The organism is Leisingera sp. McT4-56 (assembly GCF_020514995.1).
Classification (GTDB): Bacteria; Pseudomonadota; Alphaproteobacteria; order Rhodobacterales; family Rhodobacteraceae; genus Leisingera; species Leisingera aquaemixtae_A.
In genome coordinates this window covers 60,414-83,392 of record NZ_JAJALF010000004.1, presented here as the reverse complement: position 1 = coordinate 83,392, position 22,979 = coordinate 60,414, and the positions used below count along the sequence as shown (strand labels likewise).

The following is a 22,979-nucleotide window of genomic DNA, read 5'->3' as shown; positions in this document are numbered from 1 at the left end:
CCGGCCCGCACCAGTGTCAAAACTCTTCCTTCAGGATCGACGGCTCCCGGCGCGCGGCGCAGCCCCGGCGCGGGCAGATCCGGCAGCTGGCGCCCACCGGCTGCGGGTCCTGCGCGTCCTTGGCGCCGGGCAGGATCAGCATTACCGCGCGGTACAGGGGGTCTTCGCCGAAATCCGGCTGATTCTGCGGCCAGGCCACGGCCAGGCAGTCAAACGCAGCCGTGTTGCGCCCCTGCTGCACCACGTTGCGCCGCACCGGCACATGCGGATTGACCAAAGCCGTGTAAAGCGGCCACAACGGACAGGAGGCGCCAAAGCGCGGCATTGCAAACCCGGTGACGGGCTTGCGGAACAGCAGGGTGCCTGAGGCGTCGCAGATCACCAGCCCTGCCTCATGCCCTAGAACCTCCTCCGGCAGCGCCGCCAGGCGGCGCAGCACCGCAGGCAAGCCGCAGCCGAACCGGCGCGCCAGCGCCACGGGAGAGATCCCGGCGGGCTGCAGTTCCCGCGCAAGCGCTTTCAGCGGCATCACCCGGGCATCGGCCCGGTACTGCTCCAGCGCCGCCCGGGCAAGGCTGCGTGCCGCCTCGCTTGCCAGCGCCGGTTCGTTCTCGAGCAGGTCCTCAGGCTCTGCTGAACCCTCCTCCAATGCCGGGAAATGGAATCCGTTGTTTTGAAAAAAAGCCTCTGCCTCTTCCTGCGGCATGCCGCGGCGGTCCTCGCCTGCGTCCCCTTCATCCAGAAAACTGACAAGGGCGCGGCTGCTTTCCGACAGCCGCAGCGAATCCTCGTTCAGGTTCTTGTGAAACCGGTCCCGCCACTCCGGCTCAAGCTCGCCGGTTTCCGCCAGGATCGAGGCGGTGGAGCGGATTGCGGCGGCTGTCGACAGCACCTCATGCACCGAGGCCGCCAGGTTGGGATCATGGGTCAGCCGGTCCGAGAGCGTCTCGACCGTGCGCTCCAGCGTGGCGATGCGGCGGTGGCCGGCCGCCAGAACCTCGGCCCAGCCCGGAAACCGGCCGGCAAATTCATCGACCCGGTCCAGTTCTGCCACCGGCACACCGCTGTCTGCCGCGGCCTCGCGCAGGGTGGAAATCAGCGCCGCCTCCGCCCCCTCGCTCAGCATCGACGGCTCCACCCCCAAAACCCCGGCTATATCCACCAGCAGCTTGCCGCCGATTCTGCGCCGGTTGTGTTCGATCAGGTTGAGATAGGAAGCCGAGATCCCCGCCTCCCGCGCCAATTCGGCCTGGCGCAATCCCAGGATCAGCCTGCGCTCGCGGATCCGGCTGCCGGTTAGGGTGTCGCGTGCCATGCGGACGGGTCTCCCAAAACACTTCCATTTCAAGGGCTTTCTGCAATGCAAAATAAGGTAATTTACAGAAGCCTCAAAAATATTGTTCAGTTATTTACAGAATTTTCAAGCGATAAAAGGGTTTTATTGCCTGAGTTTACATGAGGCCCTCATACTGATTTTGCACGCAAAGTGCTGGTACCGCGCAGAAGTGAGGAGCTGCAAGGCACCAATCATATCAGGGAGGAATACATGTCCAAATTTGACGTATCGCGCCGCAGAGTCCTTAAGACCGGCGCAATTGCAGGCGCCGGCGTGGCGCTGCCGGCCATCTTTACTGCTTCTTCTGCCGCGGCTTTTACCAACGAGCCGACCGGCGGATCCGTCACCTTGGGTTTCAACGTGCCGCAGACCGGCCCATACGCCGACGAAGGCGCTGACGAGCTGCGCGCCTATGAGCTGGCTGTCGAGCATCTGAACGGCGGCGGCGACGGCGGCATGATGAACACTTTCAGCTCCAAGGCGCTGCAGGGCAACGGCATCCTGGGCAAGAAGGTGGAATATGTCACCGGCGACACCCAGACCAAATCGGACGCCGCCCGCGCCTCCGCCAAGTCGATGATCGAGAAGGACGGCGCGGTGATGATCACCGGCGGCTCCTCCTCCGGTGTGGCGATTGCCGTTCAGGGCCTTTGCCAGGAGGCAGGCGTGATCTTCATGGCCGGTCTGACGCACTCCAACGACACCACCGGCAAGGACAAGAAGGCCAACGGCTTCCGCCATTTCTTCAACGGCTACATGTCGGGCGCGGCGCTGGCGCCGGTGCTGAAGAACCTCTACGGCACCGACCGCATCGCATACCACCTGACCGCCGACTACACTTGGGGCTGGACCCAGGAAGAATCGATCGCCGCCGCCACCGAGGCGCTGGGATGGCAGACCGTGAACAAGGTCCGCACCCCGCTGGCAGCCACCGACTTCTCTTCCTATATCGCGCCGGTGCTGAACTCGGGCGCCGACGTGCTGGTTCTGAACCACTATGGCGGCAACATGGTGAACTCGCTGACCAACGCGGTCCAGTTCGGCCTGCGCGAAAAGGTCGTGAACGGCAAGAACTTCGAGATCGTCGTTCCGCTCTACTCCCGCCTGATGGCCAAGGGCGCAGGCGAGAACGTGAAGGGCATCCACGGCTCCACCAACTGGCACTGGACGCTGCAGGATGAAGGCTCCAAGGCTTTCGTGAAATCCTTCGGCACCAAATACGGCTTCCCGCCGAGCCAGGCCGCGCACACCTGCTATGTGCAGACCATGCTCTATGCGGATGCGGTGGAGCGGGCCGGCAGCTTCAACCCCTGCGCCGTCGTGGAAGCGCTGGAAGGGTTCGAATTCGACGGCATGGGCAACGGCCCGACCCTTTACCGCGCCGAAGACCACCAGTGCTTCAAGGATGTTCTGGTGGTGCGCGGCAAGGAAAACCCGACCTCGGAATTCGACCTTCTGGAAGTGGTCGAAGTCACGCCGCGGGCACAGGTGGAATACGCACCGGACCACCCGATGTTCGCCGGCGGCAATCTGGGCGCCTGCAACCCGGGCGCATAAGCCAGCTACAGGGCACCGGCATTCTGTAAAATCTCCGGTCCGGATTACGGACCGGAATCCGGCTGCCTCAACCGGCCCGTCCGCCTCCCCCGCCGGGCGGGCCAATCCTAACCTGACGCACGGTGGGACCCATGGACGCCATTCTCCTGCAAATCCTGAACGGGCTCGACAAAGGCTCGGCCTATGCGCTGATCGCGCTGGGTTTGACACTCATCTTCGGCACGCTGGGCGTGGTGAACTTTGCCCATGGGGCGCTGTTCATGATCGGCGCCTTCTGCGCTGTCACCCTGCAGCGCATCCTGAACCTCAGCTTTGAGCTCGTGGACGAAACCCAGAAAGATTTCCTGGGCAACCCGCTCAAGGTCAAAACCCCCTATGTGGAGGCCTGGTTCGGCCCCGATATCGGCGGCAGCATCATCGACTGGGCAGTGCCCCTGGCGATCCTGTTTGCTATCCCGATCATGATCGGCGTCGGCTACGTGATGGAGCGCGGCCTGATCAAGCATTTCTACAAGCGCCCGCACGCCGACCAGATCCTGGTGACCTTCGGCCTCGCCATCGTGCTGCAGGAAGTGGTGAAATACTTCTACGGCGCCAACCCGATCCAGACCCCGGCCCCGGACGCGCTGAACGGCGTGGTGAACCTGGGCGCGGCCATCGGCATGGACATCGTCTATCCGGTCTGGCGCGTGGTCTATTTCTTCTTTGCGGTGCTGATCATCGGCGGCATCTTCTCCTTCCTGCAATTCACCACTTTCGGCATGGTGGTGCGGGCCGGCATGGCCGACCGCGAGACGGTGGGCCTGCTGGGCATCAACATCGACCGCCGCTTCACCATCATGTTCGGCATTGCGGCCGCTGTCGCGGGCCTTGCGGGGGTCATGTACACGCCGATCAACTCCCCCAACTACCATATGGGCATGGACTTCCTGGTCCTCAGCTTCGTGGTGGTGGTTGTCGGCGGCATGGGCTCCCTGCCCGGCGCGGTGCTGGCAGGCTTCCTGCTGGGCGTGCTCGAAAGCTTTGCCTCGATGAACGAGATAAAGTCGCTGATCCCCGGCATCGACCAGATCATCATCTATGTGGTCGCAATCATCATTCTGCTGACCCGTCCGCGGGGCCTGATGGGCCGCAAAGGCGTGATGGAGGACTAAGACATGTTCGGACTGGATAAAAAAGACACTTCTATGCTGATCATCGTCGCCATCCTGACGCTGTTCGCCCCCTTCATCCTGAACCCCTTCCCGACAGACAGCGCCATGGCGCAGTTCAACGCGGGCTATCCGGACCTGATGCAGCGTTTCGTGATCTTCGGGATCTTCGCCATCGGCTTCAACATCCTCTTCGGCCTCACCGGCTACCTGTCCTTCGGCCATGCGGCCTTCCTGGGTGTCGGCTCCTACTCCGCGGTCTGGATGTTCAAGCTCATCGGCATGAACGTAATCCCGGCGATCGTGCTGTCGGTCATTGTCGCGGGCCTGTTTGCGCTGCTCATCGGCTTCGTATCCTTGCGCCGCTCGGGCATCTACTTCTCGATCCTGACGCTGGCTTTTGCGCAGATGTCCTTCAACCTGGCCTACTCGGTGCTGACCCCGATCACCAATGGCGAGACAGGCCTGCAGCTGACGCTGGAAGACCCCCGCGTCCTGGGCGTCTCCGCCACCGCGGACGGTTCAATCCCGGTGACCAACCTGTTCGGCCTGGAGATGCGCTCCACCTTCGAGCTGGCGCTCGGCCCCTGGGCGTTCCAGTTCAACGCGGGCTACTACCTGTGTGCGCTGATCATGCTGGCCGCCTTCTACCTGGCGATCCGCATCTTCCGCTCGCCCTTCGGCATGATGCTGCGGGCGGTGAAGTCGAACCAGCAGCGGATGAACTACACCGGTCTCAACACCCGTCCCTACACCCTGGCGGCCTTCGTGATCTCCGGCATGTATGCAGGTCTTGCAGGCGGGCTGATGGCCTCGATGGACCCGCTGGCGGGTGCTGAGCGGATGCAGTGGACCGCCTCCGGCGAGGTGGTGCTGATGACCATCCTCGGCGGTGCCGGCACGCTGATCGGCCCGGTGCTGGGCGCGGGCTTCATCAAATACTTCGAGAACATCTTCTCCAAGATCAACGACAACGTGCTGCACACCTGGTTCAGCTTCCTGCCGGACGGAATGGAGGACGCAGTGGTCTTCATCATCCACCCCTTCATCGGCAAGGGCTGGCACCTGACTCTGGGCATCCTGTTCATGCTGGTGGTGATCTTCCTGCCCGGCGGCCTGGTTGAGGGCGGCCAGCGGATCAAGGGCTGGCTCAGCCGACGCAAGGCCAAAGACAGCGGCAAGGCTGCCGGCGAAACCAACCCCGCGGAATAAGGAGACAGAACAATGGGTATCCTTGAAGTCAAAGACGTGGGGAAACGGTTCGGCGGCCTGCAGGCGCTCTCGAACGTGAACCTCAGCGTTCAGGAAAACTCGGTCCACGCAATTATAGGCCCGAACGGCGCAGGCAAATCCACCCTGTTGAACTGCCTGGTGGGCAAGCTGATCCCCGACACCGGTTCCGTCATGTTCGACGGCCAGTCGGTGCTGGGCCGCGCGCCTTACGAGATCAACCAGATGGGCATTTCCCGCGTGTTCCAGACGCCGGAAATCTTCGGCGACCTGACGGTGCTGGAGAACATGATGATCCCCTGCTTTGCCAAGAGAGACGGTGCGTTTGAATTGAACGCCCTGTCTGCAGTGCTGCGCCAGAAGGACATTCTGCAAAAGGCAGAGCACATGCTGGAAGAGATGAACATGGCGGACAAGCGGCACATGCACGCCGCCGCCATGTCCCGCGGCGACAAGCGGCGGCTGGAGATTGGTATGTGCCTAAGCCAAGAGCCGCGCCTGCTGCTGCTGGACGAGCCCACCGCCGGCATGGCGCGGGCCGACACCAACAACACCATCGATCTCCTGAAGCAGATCAGCGACGAGCGCGACATCACCATCGCCATCATCGAGCACGACATGCATGTGGTGTTCAGCCTCGCCAACCGGATCACCGTGCTGGCTCAGGGCACACCGCTGGTGGAGGACGACCCCCAGAACATCCGCGGCAACCCGAAGGTGCGCGAAGCGTACTTGGGCGAGTCGGCGTAAGGAGGAACCAAGATGAACGTAAAACCCGATTTCTCCAAGAACGCCAACGTCGCCACCACCGCGCCGGCCTTCCTGTCGGTCTGGGATGTGCATGCCTACTACGGCGAGAGCTACATCGTGCAGGGCATCAGCTTCAACGTCCACGAGGGCGAGATCCTTGCCCTTCTCGGCCGTAACGGTGCCGGCAAGACGTCGACCCTGCGGTCGATCGCCCGCACCGGCTCCCCCATGGTGACCCGCGGCGAAATCTGGCTCGACCACAAGCCACTGCACAACATGGCCTCGCACGAGGCCGCAGCAGCCGGGCTGGGCCTGGTGCCCGAAGACCGCCGCATCATCCCCGGCCTGACGGTCGAGGAAAATCTGCAGCTGGCACAGATCGCGCCGCCCATCGGCTGGTCGCTGGAGCGTCTCTACGACCTGTTCCCGCGCCTTGGCGAACGCCGCAAGCAGGAAGGCGTGACGCTGTCGGGCGGCGAGCAGCAGATGCTGGCGATTGCCCGGGCGCTGGCCCGCGACATCAAGGTGCTTCTCTTGGACGAACCCTACGAAGGCCTCGCCCCGGTAATCGTGGACGAGATTGAAAAGACCCTCATCCACATCAAGGAACAGGGCATGACAACCATCATTGTCGAGCAGAATGCGGTCCGCGCCCTGGAACTGGCGGACCGTGCGGTGATCCTCGATACCGGCGGCATCGTCTTTGACGGCACCGCCGCCGAGGTTCTGGAAAACGAAGAGCTGCGCGCCGAATACCTGGCGATCTGAACCGCATCCAAGTCATCATCTCCGCCGTGCCGGCCGCCCGCGTGCCGGCACAGGGTCACTGAGGCCGGCTCTGTTCAGGGCTGGCCTCCTTTTTTGGGCAACAGCTGCAGCCGCCGTCTGTAAAGATCAGTTTTCACTGCAATAAACCCTGGTTATACGCCCGCGGCTTCTGCGTCCTTTCCACCCTGGCGCCTATTCTTTTCCGCCGTTCTGTCCCCGAAATCTCTGCCACGGCCCGCGCCATTCCGGTGCGGCACCCGGCAGGACACAGAAAGGACACCCGATGCGCCATACCCTGAAACTCGCCACCCTCGCCCTCGCGCTGCCAGCCGCAGCGGCGCTTGCCTCTGACGGCACCCCCAGTGCCGAAACCCAGGCCAAGATCCGCGATCTGCTGACCGGCCAGGGCTATGAAGTGCGCAAGATCGAAACCGAAGACGGTCTTTACGAAGCCTATGCCTTGAAGGACGGCAAAAGGTACGAATTCTACCTCAACGACAAGATCGAGGTGGTGAAGATCGAAGAAGACGATTGACCGGCACAAATCACAATCTGCCGGGCGCAATACCGTGCCCGGCCATTGCAGGAGGGCCGGCATGCGCCGCACATACGTCTGGGACCCTGTGGTCCGGCTGTTTCACTGGTCGCTCGCGGCGGGATTTGCCGCCAACGCACTGATTACCGATCCAGAGGGCGATCTTCATCTCTACATCGGCTATGGTGTTGCCGCGCTGGTCGCCGTCCGGGTGCTCTGGGGAATGACCGGCAGCCGCTATGCGCGGTTTTCCAGCTTTCCGCCTGATCCAGGCGCCGCAGCCGGGCAGCTGAGCGACATCGCAACGGGCCGGGTCCGGCGGCACCTGGGGCATACGCCGCTCGGCGCGCTGATGATCTACAATCTGCTGCTGACCGTCAGCGGCATCGCCCTGACCGGCTGGCTGATGACCACGGATATGTTCTGGGGCATCGAATGGCCGGAAGAGCTGCATGAGGCGCTGGCCGCCTGGGCAGAATTCTCGGTCGTGCTGCATGTGGCAGCGGTGCTGTTCGAAAGCCGCCGCACCAAAGTCAATCTGGCGCGCGCAATGGTCACTGGCTACAAGGAGATGCCCGGCACCTCAGCGGAGACCCGACAATGCGCCCACACCGGCAAGACCCGGCCAGACCCTGGATCCTGATTGCCGTCATTGCCGTGCAGGCCCTTTGCGCGGCAGTGTTTCTGGGCGACATGATTGCCGATCTCGGGGGTCTGGAAGCGGCAGACGCCGAGCATGGCGAAGGCCCGCACGCCTATATCGAGGGGCTGGCGGCGCTGGCGCTGGCAGCGGCAATCGTGATCGAGACCCGCATCCTGCTGTGGCTGCTGCGCCGCAAGGCGCATCTGGAGGAAACTCTGAACGCCGCCCAGGCTGCGGTGCAGGACGTGATCGACGCCGAGTTTGCCAATTGGGGCCTGACGCCCGCCGAGCTGGACGTCGCGACCTTTCTGGTCAAAGGCCTCAGCACCGCCGAAATCGCCGCCATGCGCGGCAGTGCCGAAGGCACCGTCAAGGCGCAGCTGAATGCCATCTACCGCAAATCCGGCACCGGAAACCGGGCCGAGCTGATGAGCCTGCTGATTGACACCATGATGGGGCAGCGGCAGCCGGACACGGGCGAAGGCGCGGCTTCCCGCCCGGCCTGATCCGCGTTCAGACCATCTTCCGCAGCTCTGTCTTCAGCACCTTGCCATAGTTGTTCTTGGGCAGCGCTTCGATGCGGATATAGGCCTTGGGACGTTTGAACCGCGCAATCTGGCTGTTACACAGCTCATCCAGCTCTGCATCCGGCGCATCGCCCACGACAAAGGCCACCACTTCCTCGCCCCAGTCCGCATGGGCACGGCCCACCACGGAGACCTCGCGCACCTGCGGGTGCATCAGCAGCACCTCCTCCACTTCTCGCGGATAGACGTTGGAGCCGCCGGTGATGATCATGTCCTTGGAGCGGTCCTGCAGGGTCAGGTAGCCGTCCTCGTCCAGCACGCCCATGTCGCCGGTCATCAGCCAGCCGTTGATCAGGGTTTTCCCTGTCGCTTCCGGGTTCTCCCAGTACCCGGGCATCACCGTATCGCCGCGCACCATGATCTCGCCGTGGTGCCCCGCCGGCAGGAAATCACCCTCCGGCGTGCCGATCCGCACCTCAACCACGCTCTGCGCCCGGCCGACGCTGGCCAGCCGCTCCTTCCAGCGCGGATGCGCGCGGTCCTGCACGTCGTGGCGCGGCAGCGCGGTGATCGCCATCGGGCATTCGCCCTGCCCGTAGACCTGCACAAAGACCGGGTCGAAATGCTCCACCGCCTCCATGATGTCGGCGACATACATCGGGCCGCCGGCATAGACGACCGTGCGCAGGCCCTCGCCCTTTCGGCCCAGGCGTTTCGCTTCAGCCGTCATCCGCGTGACCATTGTGGGCGCGGCAAACATGTGCACGCGGCCAAAATGCGCAGCCAGATCGAAAATCTCCGCCTCGTCAAAGCCGCCGGAAACCGGGCAGACGTGCCGCGCGCCGGCCAGAACATGCTGGATCGCATAGATCCCTGCGCCGTGGCTCATCGGCGCGGCATAAAGCGCGTGGTCCTCCGCGCTCACCTGATCGACATCCGCGAAATAGGCGATGGCCATGTTCATCAGCATCCGGTGGGTGATCATCACCCCCTTGGGCCGCCCGGTGGTGCCGGAAGTGTAGAACAGCCAGGCCAGATCATCCGGCAGTCGCGACGCGGGCTCCGCCACCGGATCAGCCTGCAAGGCATCCGCATACTCTGGGCCAGTGATGTCCACACAGCGAACCTCGGCCTCAGTTTCCGCAACCGCCTCCGTCAGCCCCGGTGAGGTGAAGACCAGCCCGGCACCGGAATTCTGCAGGATGAACTCGGCCTCCTTGCCGTGCAGCTTGGCATTGATTGGCACAGCCGCCGCGCCGGCATACCAGATGCCGTAAAGCGCGATCAGGTAGTCCGGGCAGTTCTTCATGAAGATGCCGACACGGTCGCCGGGCATGATGCCCTGCGCCTGCAGCCAGCCCGCCACCGAGGCCGCGCGCGCATGAAACCCGGCATAATCCGCCGCCAGTTCCTGCCCCAGGTACAGCGCCGGCCGCGCCCCCTCTGCCGCGGCCATCCGTGCCAGCCATACTGCAATGTTCATCTGCTGCCCCTCCCCGGCTTGCTGTTGCGGCCGGAAACTGGCACGCAGGCTCAAGCCCCTTCAATTCCGCAAAAATACCTGCGTAAGAATACCATATGAGCGATCTTGCCTTTGACCATGCCCCTGTGGGCCTTGCTGTACTGGAACGCCGCGTCATCACCCGGTGCAACCTGCAATTCGCCGCGACCTTTGGCGGCGCGCCCGGCGACTATACCGGCATGCTGATTGCAGAGCTTTATCCCAGCCAGGAGGATTTCCACCGCATTGGCGCCCTGCTGCAGCAGCCAGAGGCGCAGGGCGGCAGCTACAGCGACGAACGCATCATGCGCCGCCGGGCCGGCGGGTTGTTCTGGTGCCGGGTGCGCGGGCGCTCGGTGACGCCAGAGGCGCCGTTTCAGACAGGGATATGGTCCTTTGCCGATATCTCCGACGACCGCCCCGTGGTCTCCCTTACCCCGCGCGAGCGCGAGGTGGCGATCCTCACCTGCAAGGGGCTGTCTGCCAAGGAAATCGGCAAGCAGCTCGACCTGTCCTACCGCACGGTGGAAAGCCACCGGGCGCATCTGTTGCAGAAATTCGGCGCCCGCAAGCTTCCGGAACTGGTGGCAAAACTGACCGGAATGCCGCTCTGACCAGGAATTTCACGCCGGCAATTGCGAATCCGCGCCATAGACTTCATGTTACCGCGCAGTTCAGGAGTGCTTTCCTTGCGGTAATCCTTGCCCTATAAGCGCCCTAATTTCCTGCCTGCCCTAACCGGCGGGCCTGTCGGAATTGGCTGAGGACAATATGACAAACAAAACTCACGAAGCTGACGTGGCATTCATCAAGGCGCTGGCGGAGCTGCTGCGCGAAAACGACCTGACCGAGCTGCAGGTCAAGCGCGACTACGGCGATGATGACAGCCTGAACGTGCGCGTGTCGCGCCAGACCGCGATGGCGGCCGCACCGATGCAGGTACAGGTTCCTGCCGCTGCTGCCCCCGCGCCGGTTGCTGCTGCAGCCGCGCCTGCCGCTGCTGCCCCCGCAGCCGCAAACGACGATCCGGCCAGCCACCCCGGCGCCGTGACCTCGCCGATGGTCGGCACCGTCTACCTGCAGCCGGAGCCCGGCGCGCCCTCCTTTATCTCTGTCGGCGCACAGGTCAGCGAAGGCGACACCCTGCTGATCGTTGAGGCGATGAAGACCATGAACCACATTCCGGCGCCCAAGTCCGGCACCGTGAAGCGCATTCTGGTCGAAGACGGCGCCGCCGTGGAATTCGGAACCCCCCTGGCCATCATCGAGTAAGGATCTGCGATGTTTGACAAGATCCTGATTGCCAACCGCGGCGAGATTGCCCTGCGCGTGATCCGTGCCTGCCGCGAGATGGGCATCAAGTCCGTCGCGGTGCACTCCACCGCGGATGCCGACGCGATGCACGTCCGCATGGCCGATGAATCGGTCTGCATCGGCCCGCCTTCCGGTGCCCAAAGCTACCTGTCTATTCCGGCCATCATCTCGGCCTGCGAGATTACCGGCGCCCAGGCGATCCACCCGGGCTATGGCTTTCTGTCGGAAAACGCCAATTTCGTGCAGATCATCGAAGACCACGGCCTGACCTTCATCGGCCCCTCGGCGGCGCATATCCGCATCATGGGTGACAAGATCACCGCCAAGGAAACCGCCAAGAACCTCGGCATTCCGGTTGTGCCGGGTTCCGAAGGCGGCGTGCCCGACATCGCGGCAGCCAAGAAGGCCGCCAAGGACATGGGCTACCCGGTGATCATCAAGGCCACCGCCGGCGGCGGCGGCCGCGGCATGAAGGTCGCCAAGGACGAGAAAGAGCTGGTTTCGGCCTTCTCCACCGCCCGCTCCGAGGCCAAGGCCGCATTCGGCAATGACGAAGTTTATATGGAGAAATACCTCCAGAAACCGCGTCACATCGAAATCCAGGTCTTTGGCGACGGCAAGGGCACCGGCGTGCACCTGGCGGAACGCGACTGCTCGCTGCAGCGCCGCCATCAGAAGGTGTTCGAAGAAGCCCCCGGCCCCTGCATCAGCCCGGAAGAGCGCGCCCGCATCGGCAAGATCTGCGCCGACGCGGTCGGCAAGATGGGTTATTCCGGCGCCGGCACCGTCGAATTCCTCTATGAGGACGGCGAGTTCTACTTCATCGAGATGAACACCCGCCTGCAGGTGGAGCACCCGGTGACCGAGGCCATCTTCGGCGTTGACCTGGTACGCGAGCAGATCCGGGTGGCTGAAGGCCTGCCGATGTCCTTCACCCAGGACGACCTGGAGATCAACGGCCACGCCATCGAGGTGCGGATCAACGCCGAGAAGCTTCCGAATTTCTCGCCCTGCCCGGGCAAGATCACCCAGTACCACGCCCCCGGCGGCCTGGGTGTGCGGATGGATTCGGCGCTATATGACGGCTACTCGATCCCGCCCTACTATGACTCGCTGATCGGCAAGCTGATCGTGCACGGCCGCGACCGGACCGAGGCGCTGGCGCGCCTGAACCGTGCCCTGGGCGAGCTGATCATTGATGGCATCGACACCACCGTGCCGCTGTTCCACGCGCTGCTGCAGGAAGAAGACATCCACACCGGCAACTACGGCATCCACTGGCTGGAACGCTGGCTGGAAGAAAACACACCGGGCTGAAACATTCGGGGCGCACCATCCGGTTGCGCCCCGTTTTACTTTTCCCTGCCTTTACCCTTTATACTGGCGGCACCATGAGCCTGACTGCCGATCTCTTGCTGCACGCCTATTCCGCCGGTGTTTTCCCGATGGCCGAACACCGCGACGATCCCGAAGTGTTCTGGGTCGACCCCAAGCGGCGCGGAATTCTGCCGCTTGATGGCTTCCGCATCTCCCGCTCCCTGGCCAAGCGCATCCGCAACGGCGGCTTCGAGATCACCGTGAACCGCGACTTTGCAGGCGTGGTGGACGGCTGCGCCGACCGGGCAGAGACCTGGATCAACAGCGAAATCCGCGACCGCTACCTGGATTTGCACCTGATGGGCAACGCCCACTCGCTGGAGGTCTGGCACCAGGGCGAGCTGGCCGGCGGCACCTATGGCGTCTCGCTGGGCGGCGCGTTCTTCGGCGAGAGCATGTTCTCCCGCCGACGCGACGCCTCCAAGGTGGCACTGGCCTATCTGACCGACCGGCTGGTGCAGGCGGGCTTCACTTTATGCGACACCCAGTTCCTGACCCCGCATCTGGCGTCGCTCGGCGGGATCGAGGTCACGCGCGCGCGTTACCGCGCGCTGCTGCGCGAAGCCCTGGACAAAGATGCGGATTTCTCAGTGCCAGCGGTGCCGCAGCCTCAGCTGCTTTTGCAGCGGATGACCCAGACGTCATAACGGTTGTGGTCCAGCGCGTTCAGCGCCGGGCTGGAAGCAATCATCCAGCCGCTGAAATGCTGGGCCCCGTCCCTTGGATCGCGCACCAAAAGATAGGCGAACGCATCGCCTGTCGGGTTCTCGGCCGGATAGCGGCACTCCGAAACGCTGACCAGCAGGCCGAACATTTCGGCGCTGGCGCCAACAGCAACCTCGGCATCCATGAAATGGCCGTTGACCTTGTCCAGCGCCCGCAGGACCGCCGCGGATCCTTGCGCGGCCTGCTCCTGCCCCCAGGCAGGCATGGCCAGAAGGGCGGCTGTCAGCGCAGCAGCAAGGCGTCTCACGACTCTTCCCCGCCGCCTGCCACGAATTTGACCAGCAGCGAAATCAGGCTGACCGCGCCCTGGGTATCCTCGATCTCATCCCCTGCTTCAAAAGCAAACGCAGAACCGCCCGGCATGATCTCGACAAAATTGCCGCCCAAGAGACCTTCAGAGGAAATCACAACGGCGCTGTCATCAGGGATTTCAATTCCGTCCTTCACCGAAAACACGGTGTCGGCACGGAATGTTTCCGGGTTCAGGTCAACGCCGGTTACGGTGCCGATCTTGACCCCTGCCAGCCGCACGTCGGTGCCGACACTGACGCCTTCCAGCGACCGGAAAGACGCGTTCAGGTCATAAGTCGCGCCGCTGCGGGACAGGCCGGCCGCCTGCCCTGCGTAGACGGCAAAACCGATGGCTGCCGCCAGCACGACGCCGCCGGCAAGAACTTCAGTGGGATTGTGAGACATGAAATCAGCCTTTTGGCAGAGGTGTTTACTCGGGCACCCAGGCCTCGTAGTCGCGGCGCTCTTTCGGCTCGCCGCCCGCGCGGATCGACCCTGCCGGCGCATAGGCCATCATAGTGCCGGTCAGGTTTTCCTGATGCGGCTTTTCCCAGGCCTTGTGCTTCAGCGGCTTCTCGCTCGGCACCTCGTCGAAGGTGCGGTGCAGCCAGCCGTGCCAGTCGGGGCTGATGCGGGACGCTTCCACTTCGCCGTTGAACATCACCCAGCGCTTGCTGTCGTCCGCATTGCGGTAGAACACGTTGCCCTGGTCATCCTCACCCACCTTGATGCCCTTGCGGGCGGTGAAGATCCGGGTGTTCAGGGTGGAGCCGTTCCACCAGGTCACAGCGCGCAGAAGAGTGTTCAGGATTCCCATGGGTGCCTCCGGATTTTTCCGACTTCGATATGGCCCAATTTCCCGCCAAGGTCCAGTGGCTTGCGCCTTGGGCAGCCTGTAACTTGGCGGGATTTGGCAGTTTTGCCTCAGCGGCTGAAGCGCCGCCAGCCGGATCAGCCCTCCGCGGGCGCCAGCGCGGTCAGTTCGATCTCGATCCGGAACTTGGGATCGATCAGATTGCACTCCACCATGGTCGCTGCCGGCGGGTTGGCGCCAAAGGTTTCCGCCAGAACGGGCCAGCAGGGCTCGAACTCCGCCGCGTCCGGCAGGTAATAGTTCACCCGCACCGCATCGGCAAAGCTGGCGCCCGCCTTTTCCAGCGCCGCCGCGATGGTGTCCAGCGCCGATCGGCACTGGGCAACAACGTCATCGCCCTGGCCGACGGTGCCCGCCACATGCACGAAACCGCCTGCAACCACGGCGCGGCAATAGCCGATCTTGGCCTCGAACTCGCCGCCCGAAGAAATCCGTTTGATCATGTTTCTCTCCTCAACATGAAAGCGGCGCGGAAATTACCGCGCCGCTCTATTAGAAACTTTCGCCTATCAGCCCGCCGACGCCGGCTCTTTCTCGGCATCCGCATGGATCATCAGCGGCTGCGCATCGGAGGTCACCGCCTCTTCGTTCACGACCACCTTGGTGACGCTGTCCATGCCCGGCAGGTCGAACATGGTATCCAATAGGATGTCCTCCATGATCGAGCGCAGGCCGCGGGCGCCGGTCTTGCGTTCGATCGCCTTCTTGGCAATCGCGCTCAGCGCTTCCTCGGTGAAGTCCAGCTCGGTGTCTTCCAGTTCGAACAGGCGCTGGTACTGCTTGACCAGGGCGTTCTTGGGCATGGTCAGGATGGTGACCAGCGCGTCCTCGTCCAGATCCTCCAGCGTTGCCAGGACCGGCAGACGACCGACGAATTCGGGGATCAGGCCGAACTTCAGCAGGTCTTCCGGCTCCAGATCCTTGAAGATCTCGCCGACGCCGCGCTCGTCATTGTCACGCACATCGGCGCCAAAGCCCATCGCCGAGCCCTTGCCGCGCTGCGCGATGATCTTGTCGAGGCCGGCAAAGGCGCCGCCGCAGATGAACAGGATGTTGGTGGTGTCCACCTGCAGGAATTCCTGCTGCGGATGCTTGCGCCCGCCCTGCGGCGGAACCGAGGCCACGGTGCCTTCCATCAGTTTCAGCAACGCCTGCTGCACGCCCTCGCCCGACACGTCGCGGGTGATCGAGGGGTTTTCCGACTTGCGGGTGATCTTGTCGACCTCGTCGATATAGACGATGCCGCGCTGCGCGCGCTCGACGTTGTACTCCGACGCCTGCAGGAGCTTCAGGATGATGTTCTCGACATCCTCGCCCACATAACCGGCCTCAGTGAGCGTGGTTGCATCCGCCATGGTGAAGGGCACATCCAGGATCCGAGCCAGCGTCTGCGCCAGCAGCGTCTTGCCGCAGCCGGTGGGGCCGATCAGCAGGATGTTGGATTTCGCCAGTTCGATGTCCGAGCCAGCCTTCTGGGCGTGGTTCAGGCGCTTGTAGTGATTGTGCACCGCAACCGACAGCACCCGCTTGGCGGTTGCCTGGCCGATCACGTAGTCATCCAGAACCTGGCAGATGTCCTTGGGCGTCGGCACGCCGTCAGTGGCCTTCAGCCCGGACGCCTTAGTCTCTTCACGGATAATATCCATGCACAGTTCAACGCATTCATCGCAAATGAAAACGGTGGGGCCTGCGATCAGCTTGCGCACTTCATGCTGGCTCTTGCCGCAGAAGCTGCAATAGAGAGTGTTCTTGCTGTCGCCGCCTGAATTCGTCGCCATGGTCTACCTTTCAGTCCGCCCGGTCCGCTGCGCCCGCGCTGCGGGGCAATCCATCTTTTGGCCAGCTTAAGCCAGTGCTTAGGCCGCCACAATGTGAAAGTGCGCCCCTTCTGAAACACCGGGGCACACGGCTGTTCACAAGCTCAGGCGTCAGGCCTGCTCGTCATCGCCCCTGGCGCGGTTCTCGACGATCTCGTCGATCAGGCCGAATTCCTTGGCCTCTTCCGGCGACATGAAATTGTCGCGCTCCAGCGCGCCGACGATGGTGTCGTAGTCCTGGCCGGTGTGCTTGACGTAGATCTCGTTCAGGCGCTTCTTCAGCTTCAGGGTTTCCTCGGCGTGGATCATGATGTCGGTGGCCTGGCCCTGGAAGCCGCCGGAGGGCTGGTGCACCATCACGCGGGAGTTCGGCAGCGAGAAGCGCATGCCCGGCTCACCCGCGGTCAGCAACAGCGAGCCCATCGAGGCTGCCTGGCCGATCACCAGGGTCGAGACCTTGGGCTTGATGTACTGCATGGTGTCATAGATCGACAGGCCGGAGGTCACCACGCCGCCGGGGCTGTTGATGTACATGGAGATTTCCTTGGACGGGTTTTCCGCCTCAAGGTGCAGCAGCTGCGCCACGATCAGAGAGCTCATCCCGTCGTGCACCGGGCCGTTCAGGAAGATGATCCGCTCCTTCAGCAGGCGGGAAAAGATGTCATAGGCCCGTTCGCCCCGGCTGGTCTGCTCAACCACCATCGGGACCAGGGTGTTCATGTATGTTTCTCTGGGATCAATCATTGCGACCTGCCTGCGTTGTTTATGTCCGGCACCATACCCGACAGTGTGTTACCCGAGTCTTAGTATCGCCCCTTTTGACCTGCAAGGGGCGGCGGGCATTTTCGCGATGACGCAAACCTGTATCCGGTGTCGCAATCCGCTGGAACGCTGTCGCTATTCTCCGGCTGCATCGGGCGGCAGCGCCTTAGGAAGCACAATCAAGTCCGATACCCGCCCGGTGCATAAACCCGGGCGCCGCGCTGGGGTTCCGCCATGTCCGATGACAGTTTCGTTCAGAAAGGCGCCGCCGCCAATCTCGCCATTCCGTTCGAGGGCGAGCCGCAGGACTTCTATTTCCTGCTGCTGCCCAAGGCGACGATGCTGCCGGTGGCCGCTGCCATCGAACCCCTGCGCATTGCCAACCAGGTGACCGGCACCCGGCTGTACCGTTGGTTCATCATGACAGAGGACGGCCAGCCGGTGCGCTGCTCCAACGGCATGGTGGTGACGCCGGACACCCAGCTGCAGCCGCTGCCCTCGGATTCCATGGGGTTTGTCTGCGCCGGGGTGGAACCGCACGCCGCTGCCAGCGAAATCACCCTGAACTGGCTGCGCCGCGAAAGCCGCTTTGGCCGGTCTATCGGCGGCATCTGCACCGGCGCCTTTGCGCTGGCCCAGGCCGGGTTGATCAAGAATCACAAGTTCACCCTGCACTGGGAGAACCAGCCGGGCTTTCTGGAAAGCTACCCGAACCTGGAGCCCTCGCCGAATATCTTTGAGATTTCCGGTCCGCTGATGACCTGCGGCGGCGGCAATGCCGCAACCGACATGATGCTGCACCTGATCGAGGAACGCCACGGCAAGCAGCTGGCAATCATCGTCGCCGACATGTGCCTGCACGTGCGCTCCGGCGGCCAGGCGGCGCCGCAAAAGTCGAACTACGCTGTGGCCATCGGTAGCCGCAACCAGCGCCTTCTGAATGCGCTGCAGCTGATGCAGGAATCGATCGAGGAGCCGCTGTCGATCGGCGAGCTGTGCGACCGGCTCGATATCTCCCGCCGCCAGTTGGAGCGGCTGTTCTCGCGCTATCTGAACCAGAGCCCGATGCACGTCTATTTCGACATGCGCCTCAGCCACGCCTTTGCGCTGATGAACGAGACCTCGATGAGCGTGACCGAAATCGCGCTGGCCTCGGGCTTCAACTCCGCCACCCACTTCTCCCGCCAGTTCAAGCGCAAGTTCGGCGCATCCCCGCATTTCTTCCGCAAGGGCTGGAGCTGAACGCCCCGGTTTGATCCAGCGCAAATCGCGGAACGGAATACCTGCGTAAAGGAGCACCTCAAACACTCCTTTTCGCCAGGCAGGACCGATGACTTCCAAGCGCTCTGAACTGCTGATGCCCGCGGGCAATCTGCGCAAACTGAAAATGGCAATCCTCTATGGCGCCGATGCCGTCTATCTCGGCACCCCGGACATGAGCCTGCGCACCAAGTCCGAGTTCTCGCTGGAGGAGGTGATCGAGGGGGTGGAGTTCTGCCACCGGCACGGCCGGCGCGCCTATCTCACGCTGAACCTGTTCTCGCACAACAAGGACATCCCCAAGCTGGACGAGTACATCGAGACCGTCCGCAAGGTGCAGCCGGACGGGCTGATCATCGCCGACCCGGGGGTGTTCCAATATGTGAAGGACCGCGCGCCGGAAATCCCGCTGCATGTCTCTACCCAGGCCAACATCTGCTCCTGGCTGTCGGTGAAATTCTGGCAGGACCAGGGGGCCGATCTGGTGGTGCTGGCGCGCGAGGTCTCCTACCCGGAATTGGTGGAGATCCGGGAGAAATGCCCGGAAATCAAGCTTGAGGCCTTTGTCCACGGCGCCATGTGCATGACCTATTCGGGCCGCTGCCTGCTGTCGAACTTCATGGCAGAACGCGGCGCCAACCAGGGCAACTGCGCCAACAGCTGCCGCTGGAACTACGGCGTGCGGATGCGGCTCAAGGACGGCACCGTGCAGGAGCTGGACATCAACGAAAGCAATGCAGGCATGTTCGAATTCCTGCTGGAGGAAGGCTGCCGCCCCGGCGAGCTGATGCCGATCGAGGAAGACGGCCGCGGCTCCTACATCCTGAACTCCCGCGATCTCTGCATCATGCCGAAACTGGACGAGTACCTGAAGATCGGGGTCGACAGCCTCAAGGTCGAGGGCCGCGGCAAATCGGAATATTACGCCGCCATCGTTGCCCGCGCCTACCGGATGGCGATCGACGACTATTACGCCGACCCGGAAAACTGGGACCCGAAGCCCTACATGCGCGAGCTGGAGGCCGTCGGCAACCGAGGCTACACGCTCGCCTTCCACGACGGCCGCCTCAGCAACCTCGCGCATGACTACGAACACACGGCCTCGCTGGCGCAATGGGAATACGCCGGTGTTGTGACCGAAGTGACCGATGACGCCTTCCACGTTCTGGTCAAGGCCAAGCTGACCGCTGGCGAAGTGCTGGAGTTCGTTTCCCCCATCGCCCGCGAAACGGTGCTGCTGCGGGTCTATGACTTCGAGGTGGCCAAGGACGGCGGCTGCACGGAGGTGGTGCACGGCAGTACCCAGACCGTGATCCGCCTGCCGTTCACCCTGTTCGATCATGAGGATATCGACGCCCTCAAGGCCCGCTTCCCTGCCTTTACCGTCTTGCGCAAGGAACGCGCCCTGACGGAGGAGCAATGGAACCGCGTCCGCTTTGACAAGCTGACGCAGGCGCTTGAAATATCTGGAAAAGACAATCCCAAAGCCTATACGCGCCGCCGCGACGCGCTGGCGGACAGCATTGCGCAGGACAGCAACGAGAAGCGCTTCAAGACCAACCGCGTCGGCACCGAGGGATGCTGCGGCAAGGGATGCAACGGCTGCCTCATCTTCTGGCAGGACCCGCAATACGAACTGGCCCGCGCGGCGCTTCAGAAGCGCAAGCAGGGCGAAATGCTGAACCGGGCGGAAGCCGCAGAGCTGAAAAGGGCCGCAGGCGAGCCTGCTTAAAACGCACGCCCAGCCGTGCCGTAACGGGCGTGCGGCACAGAACGCCTGACCCTAACAGCGTCACCAGCCCGCCCGGAGCCTGGCCGCCCGCCGTTGCGGTGAAATCTGCCTGTCCGCCGGTGCAGAGCGCAGCGGTCGGGCGCAATCGCTGCAGGCCGCCGGACCTAAATCGCTGCCCGGAACAAGTTTTCTTTGGCCACAGCTTGCAGATTTGCTAAGCGCTCATGCAAGATATGCTGACTATACGCACACCCCCGGGGCAGCAGTGACGGCCTGAACCGGGTAAGCAACAGGAGCGCAGCGCGCCAGCGCCACCCGGGAGACGAAGATGGCCCTACCGCAGATTTCCGCCGATATGGATCCGGAAGAGATGGACAAGATGGTTGAGAACGCAACCAAGGCCTCCAGCTTCCTCAAGGCCATCAGTCACGAAGGCCGGCTGATGATCCTGTGCCATCTGGTCTCCGGCGAGAAATCGGTTACCGAACTGGAAGCGCTGCTGTCGGCCCGCCAGGCCGCCGTTTCCCAGCAACTGTCGCGGCTGCGCCTGGAAGGCCTGGTTCTGCCCCGCCGCGAAGGCAAGGCAATCTACTACCGCTTGGCAGATGACAAGCCGCGCCGTATCCTCGAGGTTGTCTACGAACTGTTTTGCAAGGACAGCGGCTGAAGGCTGGCCGCACAGGGACGCTAGCGCCTGCGGAAGATCGCAAGACTGCCCTCGCCAGACCGCACGCACACCGGAGCCCGGCAATGAACCGCAAGCAGATCATCGGCGCACCGCAGACAGGAAACAAGGCGGAAGCCTTCGAGGCCGCAGACGACATTCCAGCCAACCCGGACCTTTCCCGCGCCATCGGCAGCGTGATAGCCGCCCGCTACGGCCGCCGGGACATGCTGAAGGGGATGCTCGGCGTCTCTGCCGCCGCTGCCCTGTTCGGCGCCCCTGCGCTCACAGCGGCGCGCCAGGCCAGTGCTGCCGCCGCTGCCGCGCGCAGCCGCTATGTTTTTGATGAACTGGAGGCGGGTGTTGACGAGACCCACCACGTCGCCGCCGGCTATGACGCGGACATCCTGCTGCGCTGGGGCGATCCCATCACCGCAGACGCGCCGGAGCTTGACGTGATGAACCAGAGCGCAGAGGCCCAGCTGCAGCAGTTTGGCTACAACAACGACTATGTTGGCTTCCTGCCCTTGAACGCTGAGGGCTCCCGGGGCCTCCTGTGCGTCAATCATGAATACACCAATGAAGAGGTGATGTTCCCCGGCCTAGGCCGTCAGGACAAGGCGGAGTTTACCGGCATGACGAAGGAGCTGGTGGACATCGAAATGGCCGCCCATGGCGGCTCGGTGGTGGAAATCGCCCGCAACGCAGATGGCAAATGGCATGTGGTCCGGAACGGCAAGCTGAACCGCCGCATCTCGCCCCTGAACACTGTGATGGGGATTGACGGCCCTGCCGCGGGCCACCCGCGGATGCAGACCAGCGCTGATCCAAAGGGGCGCGAAATCATCGGCACCTTGAACAACTGTGCTGGCGGCATGACCCCCTGGGGCACCTGGCTGATGGCCGAAGAGAACTTCCACGGCTACTTCTGGACCGACCAGCTGGACGCCGATGGCGAGCCCGATGTGACCGGCCAGGCCGAGGCCCGGCAGATGCAGCGCTACAATGTCCCTTCCATGTGGTACGCTTGGGGCAAATACCACGACCGTTTCGACATCACCAAAGAACCCAATGAAGTGAACCGCTTCGGCTGGGTGGTTGAAGTGGATCCGCGCAACCCTGAGGCCAGGCCGGTGAAGCACACCGCCCTCGGCCGCTTCGCGCATGAAGGTGCGGAGACCACGCTGTCCCCGGACGGCCGCCTGGTGATCTACATGGGGGACGACGCACGCTTTGAATACGTCTACAAATACGTCTCCGACGGCGCAGTGTCAGAGGACCGCGCCGCCAATTCCCGGTTGCTGAGCAAAGGCACGCTCTACGCCGCGCGATTTGACCCGGACGGCTCGTTGCATTGGCTGCCGCTTGTGCACGGGCACGGGCCACTGACGGCTGCGAACGGCTTTGCCAGCCAGGCGGATGTGCTGATCGGCGCGCGCCTGGCCGCGGATGCGCTGGGGGCTACACCGATGGACCGGCCCGAAGATGTCTCGCCCCGCGGCGACGGCACCGCCTATGTAATGCTCACCAACAATTCCAAACGCAAACCCGGGCAGACCGACGCCGCCAACCCTCGGGCAGAGTCGGATTTCGGCCACATCATCGAGATCAAGGAAGAAAACGGCGACCACGCTGCAACCCGCGGCAGATGGTCCATCCTGGTGCAATGCGGCGATCCGGGCATTGCCGCCGTGGGCGCCCAGTGGAACCCGGATACCTCGGAAAACGGCTGGTTCGCCTCCCCGGACAACAGTGCCATTGATGCAGGCGGGCGGCTTTGGGTCGCCACCGACCAGGGCCGCAGGTGGGACAAGACCGGCAAATCCGACGGGCTTTACGGGGTCGAGACCGAAGGCAGCTTGCGCGGCCATTCCAAGCTGTTTTTCCGCTGCCCGGTCGGGGCAGAGCTCTGCGGCCCCTATTTCACCCCGGGCGGGGAAACCCTGTTCCTGGCGGTCCAGCACCCCGGGACCGACGGCACTAGGAACCTGAAAGGTTTCGAACGCGACTCCACCTTCGAGGACCCGGCCACCCGCTGGCCCGATTTCGATCCGCAGATGCCGCCGCGCCCCTCGGTTGTGGCGGTGACCAGACAGGGCGGCGGCAAGATCGCCATCTGACCCGGCGCCGCCTGCCGCACGCGATTGTGAGCCTCAAACCCGCA

Annotated in this window: 24 protein-coding genes; 16 read left to right on the top strand and 8 right to left on the bottom strand. The window is 63.4% G+C overall.

From position 1 onward, the window contains the following. Window positions 1-16 precede the first annotated feature (16 nt). Window positions 17-1,315: a helix-turn-helix domain-containing protein gene (locus tag LHL23_RS07400; RefSeq protein WP_226429362.1), complete on the bottom strand. Its 1,299-nt coding sequence runs from the start codon at window positions 1,313-1,315 to the stop codon at window positions 17-19. Between the two features lie 231 nt (window positions 1,316-1,546). Here LHL23_RS07400 and LHL23_RS07395 point away from each other — a divergent pair, with 231 nt between their 5' ends. The 8 genes from LHL23_RS07395 to LHL23_RS07360 all read left to right on the top strand — a co-directional run bounded on the left by LHL23_RS07395 (window position 1,547) and on the right by LHL23_RS07360 (window position 8,476). After that, complete coding sequence (locus LHL23_RS07395) at window positions 1,547-2,893, top strand: substrate-binding protein (RefSeq protein ID WP_226429361.1); 1,347 nt, start codon at window positions 1,547-1,549, stop codon at window positions 2,891-2,893. Window positions 2,894-3,024: 131 nt separating this feature from the next. Further along, entirely contained in the window at window positions 3,025-4,047 is a 1,023-nt protein-coding gene (locus tag LHL23_RS07390; RefSeq protein WP_222476151.1) for a branched-chain amino acid ABC transporter permease, read from the top strand. A 3-nt stretch (window positions 4,048-4,050) separates the two neighbouring features. Then, the gene (locus tag LHL23_RS07385) at window positions 4,051-5,256 is read left to right on the top strand and encodes a branched-chain amino acid ABC transporter permease (RefSeq protein ID WP_226429360.1); all 1,206 of its coding nucleotides are present in this window, start codon (window positions 4,051-4,053) and stop codon (window positions 5,254-5,256) included. A 12-nt stretch (window positions 5,257-5,268) separates the two neighbouring features. Next, the gene (locus tag LHL23_RS07380) at window positions 5,269-6,024 is read left to right on the top strand and encodes an ABC transporter ATP-binding protein (RefSeq protein WP_222476156.1); all 756 of its coding nucleotides are present in this window, start codon (window positions 5,269-5,271) and stop codon (window positions 6,022-6,024) included. 12 nt (window positions 6,025-6,036) lie between these two features. Further along, window positions 6,037-6,792 carry an ABC transporter ATP-binding protein gene (locus LHL23_RS07375; RefSeq protein ID WP_019295845.1) on the top strand — a complete coding sequence of 252 codons (756 nt, stop codon included), beginning with the start codon at window positions 6,037-6,039 and terminating at the stop codon, window positions 6,790-6,792. A 283-nt stretch (window positions 6,793-7,075) separates the two neighbouring features. Further along, entirely contained in the window at window positions 7,076-7,327 is a 252-nt protein-coding gene (locus LHL23_RS07370) for a PepSY domain-containing protein (RefSeq protein WP_226429359.1), read from the top strand. A gap of 61 nt (window positions 7,328-7,388) precedes the next feature. Then, complete coding sequence (locus LHL23_RS07365; protein WP_226429358.1) at window positions 7,389-7,970, top strand: cytochrome b/b6 domain-containing protein; 582 nt, start codon at window positions 7,389-7,391, stop codon at window positions 7,968-7,970. Beyond that, window positions 7,928-8,476, top strand: coding sequence for a helix-turn-helix transcriptional regulator (locus LHL23_RS07360; RefSeq protein ID WP_226429357.1), 549 nt, complete (start codon window positions 7,928-7,930; stop codon window positions 8,474-8,476). Before LHL23_RS07365 ends, LHL23_RS07360 begins: the two co-directional genes overlap by 43 nt. 7 nt (window positions 8,477-8,483) lie before the next feature. On the opposite strand, the gene LHL23_RS07355 is transcribed toward LHL23_RS07360, so the two are convergent. Next, window positions 8,484-9,980 (bottom strand): class I adenylate-forming enzyme family protein, encoded by a 1,497-nt coding sequence (locus LHL23_RS07355; protein ID WP_226429356.1) that lies wholly within the window; start codon window positions 9,978-9,980, stop codon window positions 8,484-8,486. A gap of 95 nt (window positions 9,981-10,075) precedes the next feature. Between LHL23_RS07355 and LHL23_RS07350 the strand changes: the two genes are divergently transcribed. The 4 genes from LHL23_RS07350 to aat all read left to right on the top strand — a co-directional run bounded on the left by LHL23_RS07350 (window position 10,076) and on the right by aat (window position 13,336). Next, complete coding sequence (locus LHL23_RS07350) at window positions 10,076-10,612, top strand: PAS and helix-turn-helix domain-containing protein (protein ID WP_226429355.1); 537 nt, start codon at window positions 10,076-10,078, stop codon at window positions 10,610-10,612. A gap of 157 nt (window positions 10,613-10,769) precedes the next feature. Continuing rightward, complete coding sequence (gene accB, locus LHL23_RS07345; RefSeq protein WP_222476171.1) at window positions 10,770-11,270, top strand: acetyl-CoA carboxylase biotin carboxyl carrier protein; 501 nt, start codon at window positions 10,770-10,772, stop codon at window positions 11,268-11,270. A 9-nt stretch (window positions 11,271-11,279) separates the two neighbouring features. Further along, on the top strand, window positions 11,280-12,629 hold the full coding sequence (gene accC, locus LHL23_RS07340; protein WP_226429354.1) for an acetyl-CoA carboxylase biotin carboxylase subunit: 1,350 nt from the start codon (window positions 11,280-11,282) through the stop codon (window positions 12,627-12,629). A gap of 74 nt (window positions 12,630-12,703) precedes the next feature. Next, complete coding sequence (gene aat, locus LHL23_RS07335) at window positions 12,704-13,336, top strand: leucyl/phenylalanyl-tRNA--protein transferase (RefSeq protein ID WP_222476173.1); 633 nt, start codon at window positions 12,704-12,706, stop codon at window positions 13,334-13,336. Here the strand turns inward: aat and LHL23_RS07330 are convergent. The 6 genes from LHL23_RS07330 to LHL23_RS07305 all read right to left on the bottom strand — a co-directional run bounded on the left by LHL23_RS07330 (window position 13,300) and on the right by LHL23_RS07305 (window position 17,141). After that, on the bottom strand, window positions 13,300-13,662 hold the full coding sequence (locus LHL23_RS07330) for a DUF2155 domain-containing protein (protein WP_226429353.1): 363 nt from the start codon (window positions 13,660-13,662) through the stop codon (window positions 13,300-13,302). The genes aat and LHL23_RS07330 overlap by 37 nt on opposite strands. Then, window positions 13,659-14,111 carry an outer membrane lipid asymmetry maintenance protein MlaD gene (mlaD, locus tag LHL23_RS07325; RefSeq protein ID WP_222476174.1) on the bottom strand — a complete coding sequence of 151 codons (453 nt, stop codon included), beginning with the start codon at window positions 14,109-14,111 and terminating at the stop codon, window positions 13,659-13,661. Before mlaD ends, LHL23_RS07330 begins: the two co-directional genes overlap by 4 nt. Window positions 14,112-14,136: 25 nt before the next feature. Beyond that, on the bottom strand, window positions 14,137-14,523 hold the full coding sequence (locus LHL23_RS07320; RefSeq protein ID WP_039182305.1) for an NADH:ubiquinone oxidoreductase subunit NDUFA12: 387 nt from the start codon (window positions 14,521-14,523) through the stop codon (window positions 14,137-14,139). Between the two features lie 134 nt (window positions 14,524-14,657). Beyond that, entirely contained in the window at window positions 14,658-15,023 is a 366-nt protein-coding gene (locus tag LHL23_RS07315) for a RidA family protein (protein ID WP_226429352.1), read from the bottom strand. 66 nt (window positions 15,024-15,089) lie between these two features. Next, window positions 15,090-16,358, bottom strand: coding sequence for an ATP-dependent Clp protease ATP-binding subunit ClpX (gene clpX / locus LHL23_RS07310; protein WP_222476178.1), 1,269 nt, complete (start codon window positions 16,356-16,358; stop codon window positions 15,090-15,092). Window positions 16,359-16,508: 150 nt separating this feature from the next. Then, window positions 16,509-17,141 carry an ATP-dependent Clp protease proteolytic subunit gene (locus tag LHL23_RS07305; protein WP_226429351.1) on the bottom strand — a complete coding sequence of 211 codons (633 nt, stop codon included), beginning with the start codon at window positions 17,139-17,141 and terminating at the stop codon, window positions 16,509-16,511. 252 nt (window positions 17,142-17,393) lie between these two features. Between LHL23_RS07305 and LHL23_RS07300 the strand changes: the two genes are divergently transcribed. The 4 genes from LHL23_RS07300 (at window position 17,394) to LHL23_RS07285 (ending at window position 22,935) form a co-directional block, all read left to right on the top strand. Then, window positions 17,394-18,401 carry a GlxA family transcriptional regulator gene (locus LHL23_RS07300; protein WP_222476179.1) on the top strand — a complete coding sequence of 336 codons (1,008 nt, stop codon included), beginning with the start codon at window positions 17,394-17,396 and terminating at the stop codon, window positions 18,399-18,401. 88 nt (window positions 18,402-18,489) lie between these two features. Continuing rightward, complete coding sequence (locus LHL23_RS07295; RefSeq protein ID WP_226429350.1) at window positions 18,490-20,151, top strand: peptidase U32 family protein; 1,662 nt, start codon at window positions 18,490-18,492, stop codon at window positions 20,149-20,151. Between the two features lie 328 nt (window positions 20,152-20,479). Continuing rightward, a complete protein-coding gene (locus LHL23_RS07290) occupies window positions 20,480-20,818 on the top strand; it encodes an ArsR/SmtB family transcription factor (RefSeq protein WP_222476182.1) in 339 nt (112 codons plus the stop codon). 83 nt (window positions 20,819-20,901) lie between these two features. Next, entirely contained in the window at window positions 20,902-22,935 is a 2,034-nt protein-coding gene (locus tag LHL23_RS07285) for a PhoX family protein (protein WP_226429349.1), read from the top strand. The last annotated feature ends 44 nt before the right edge of the window (window positions 22,936-22,979 follow it).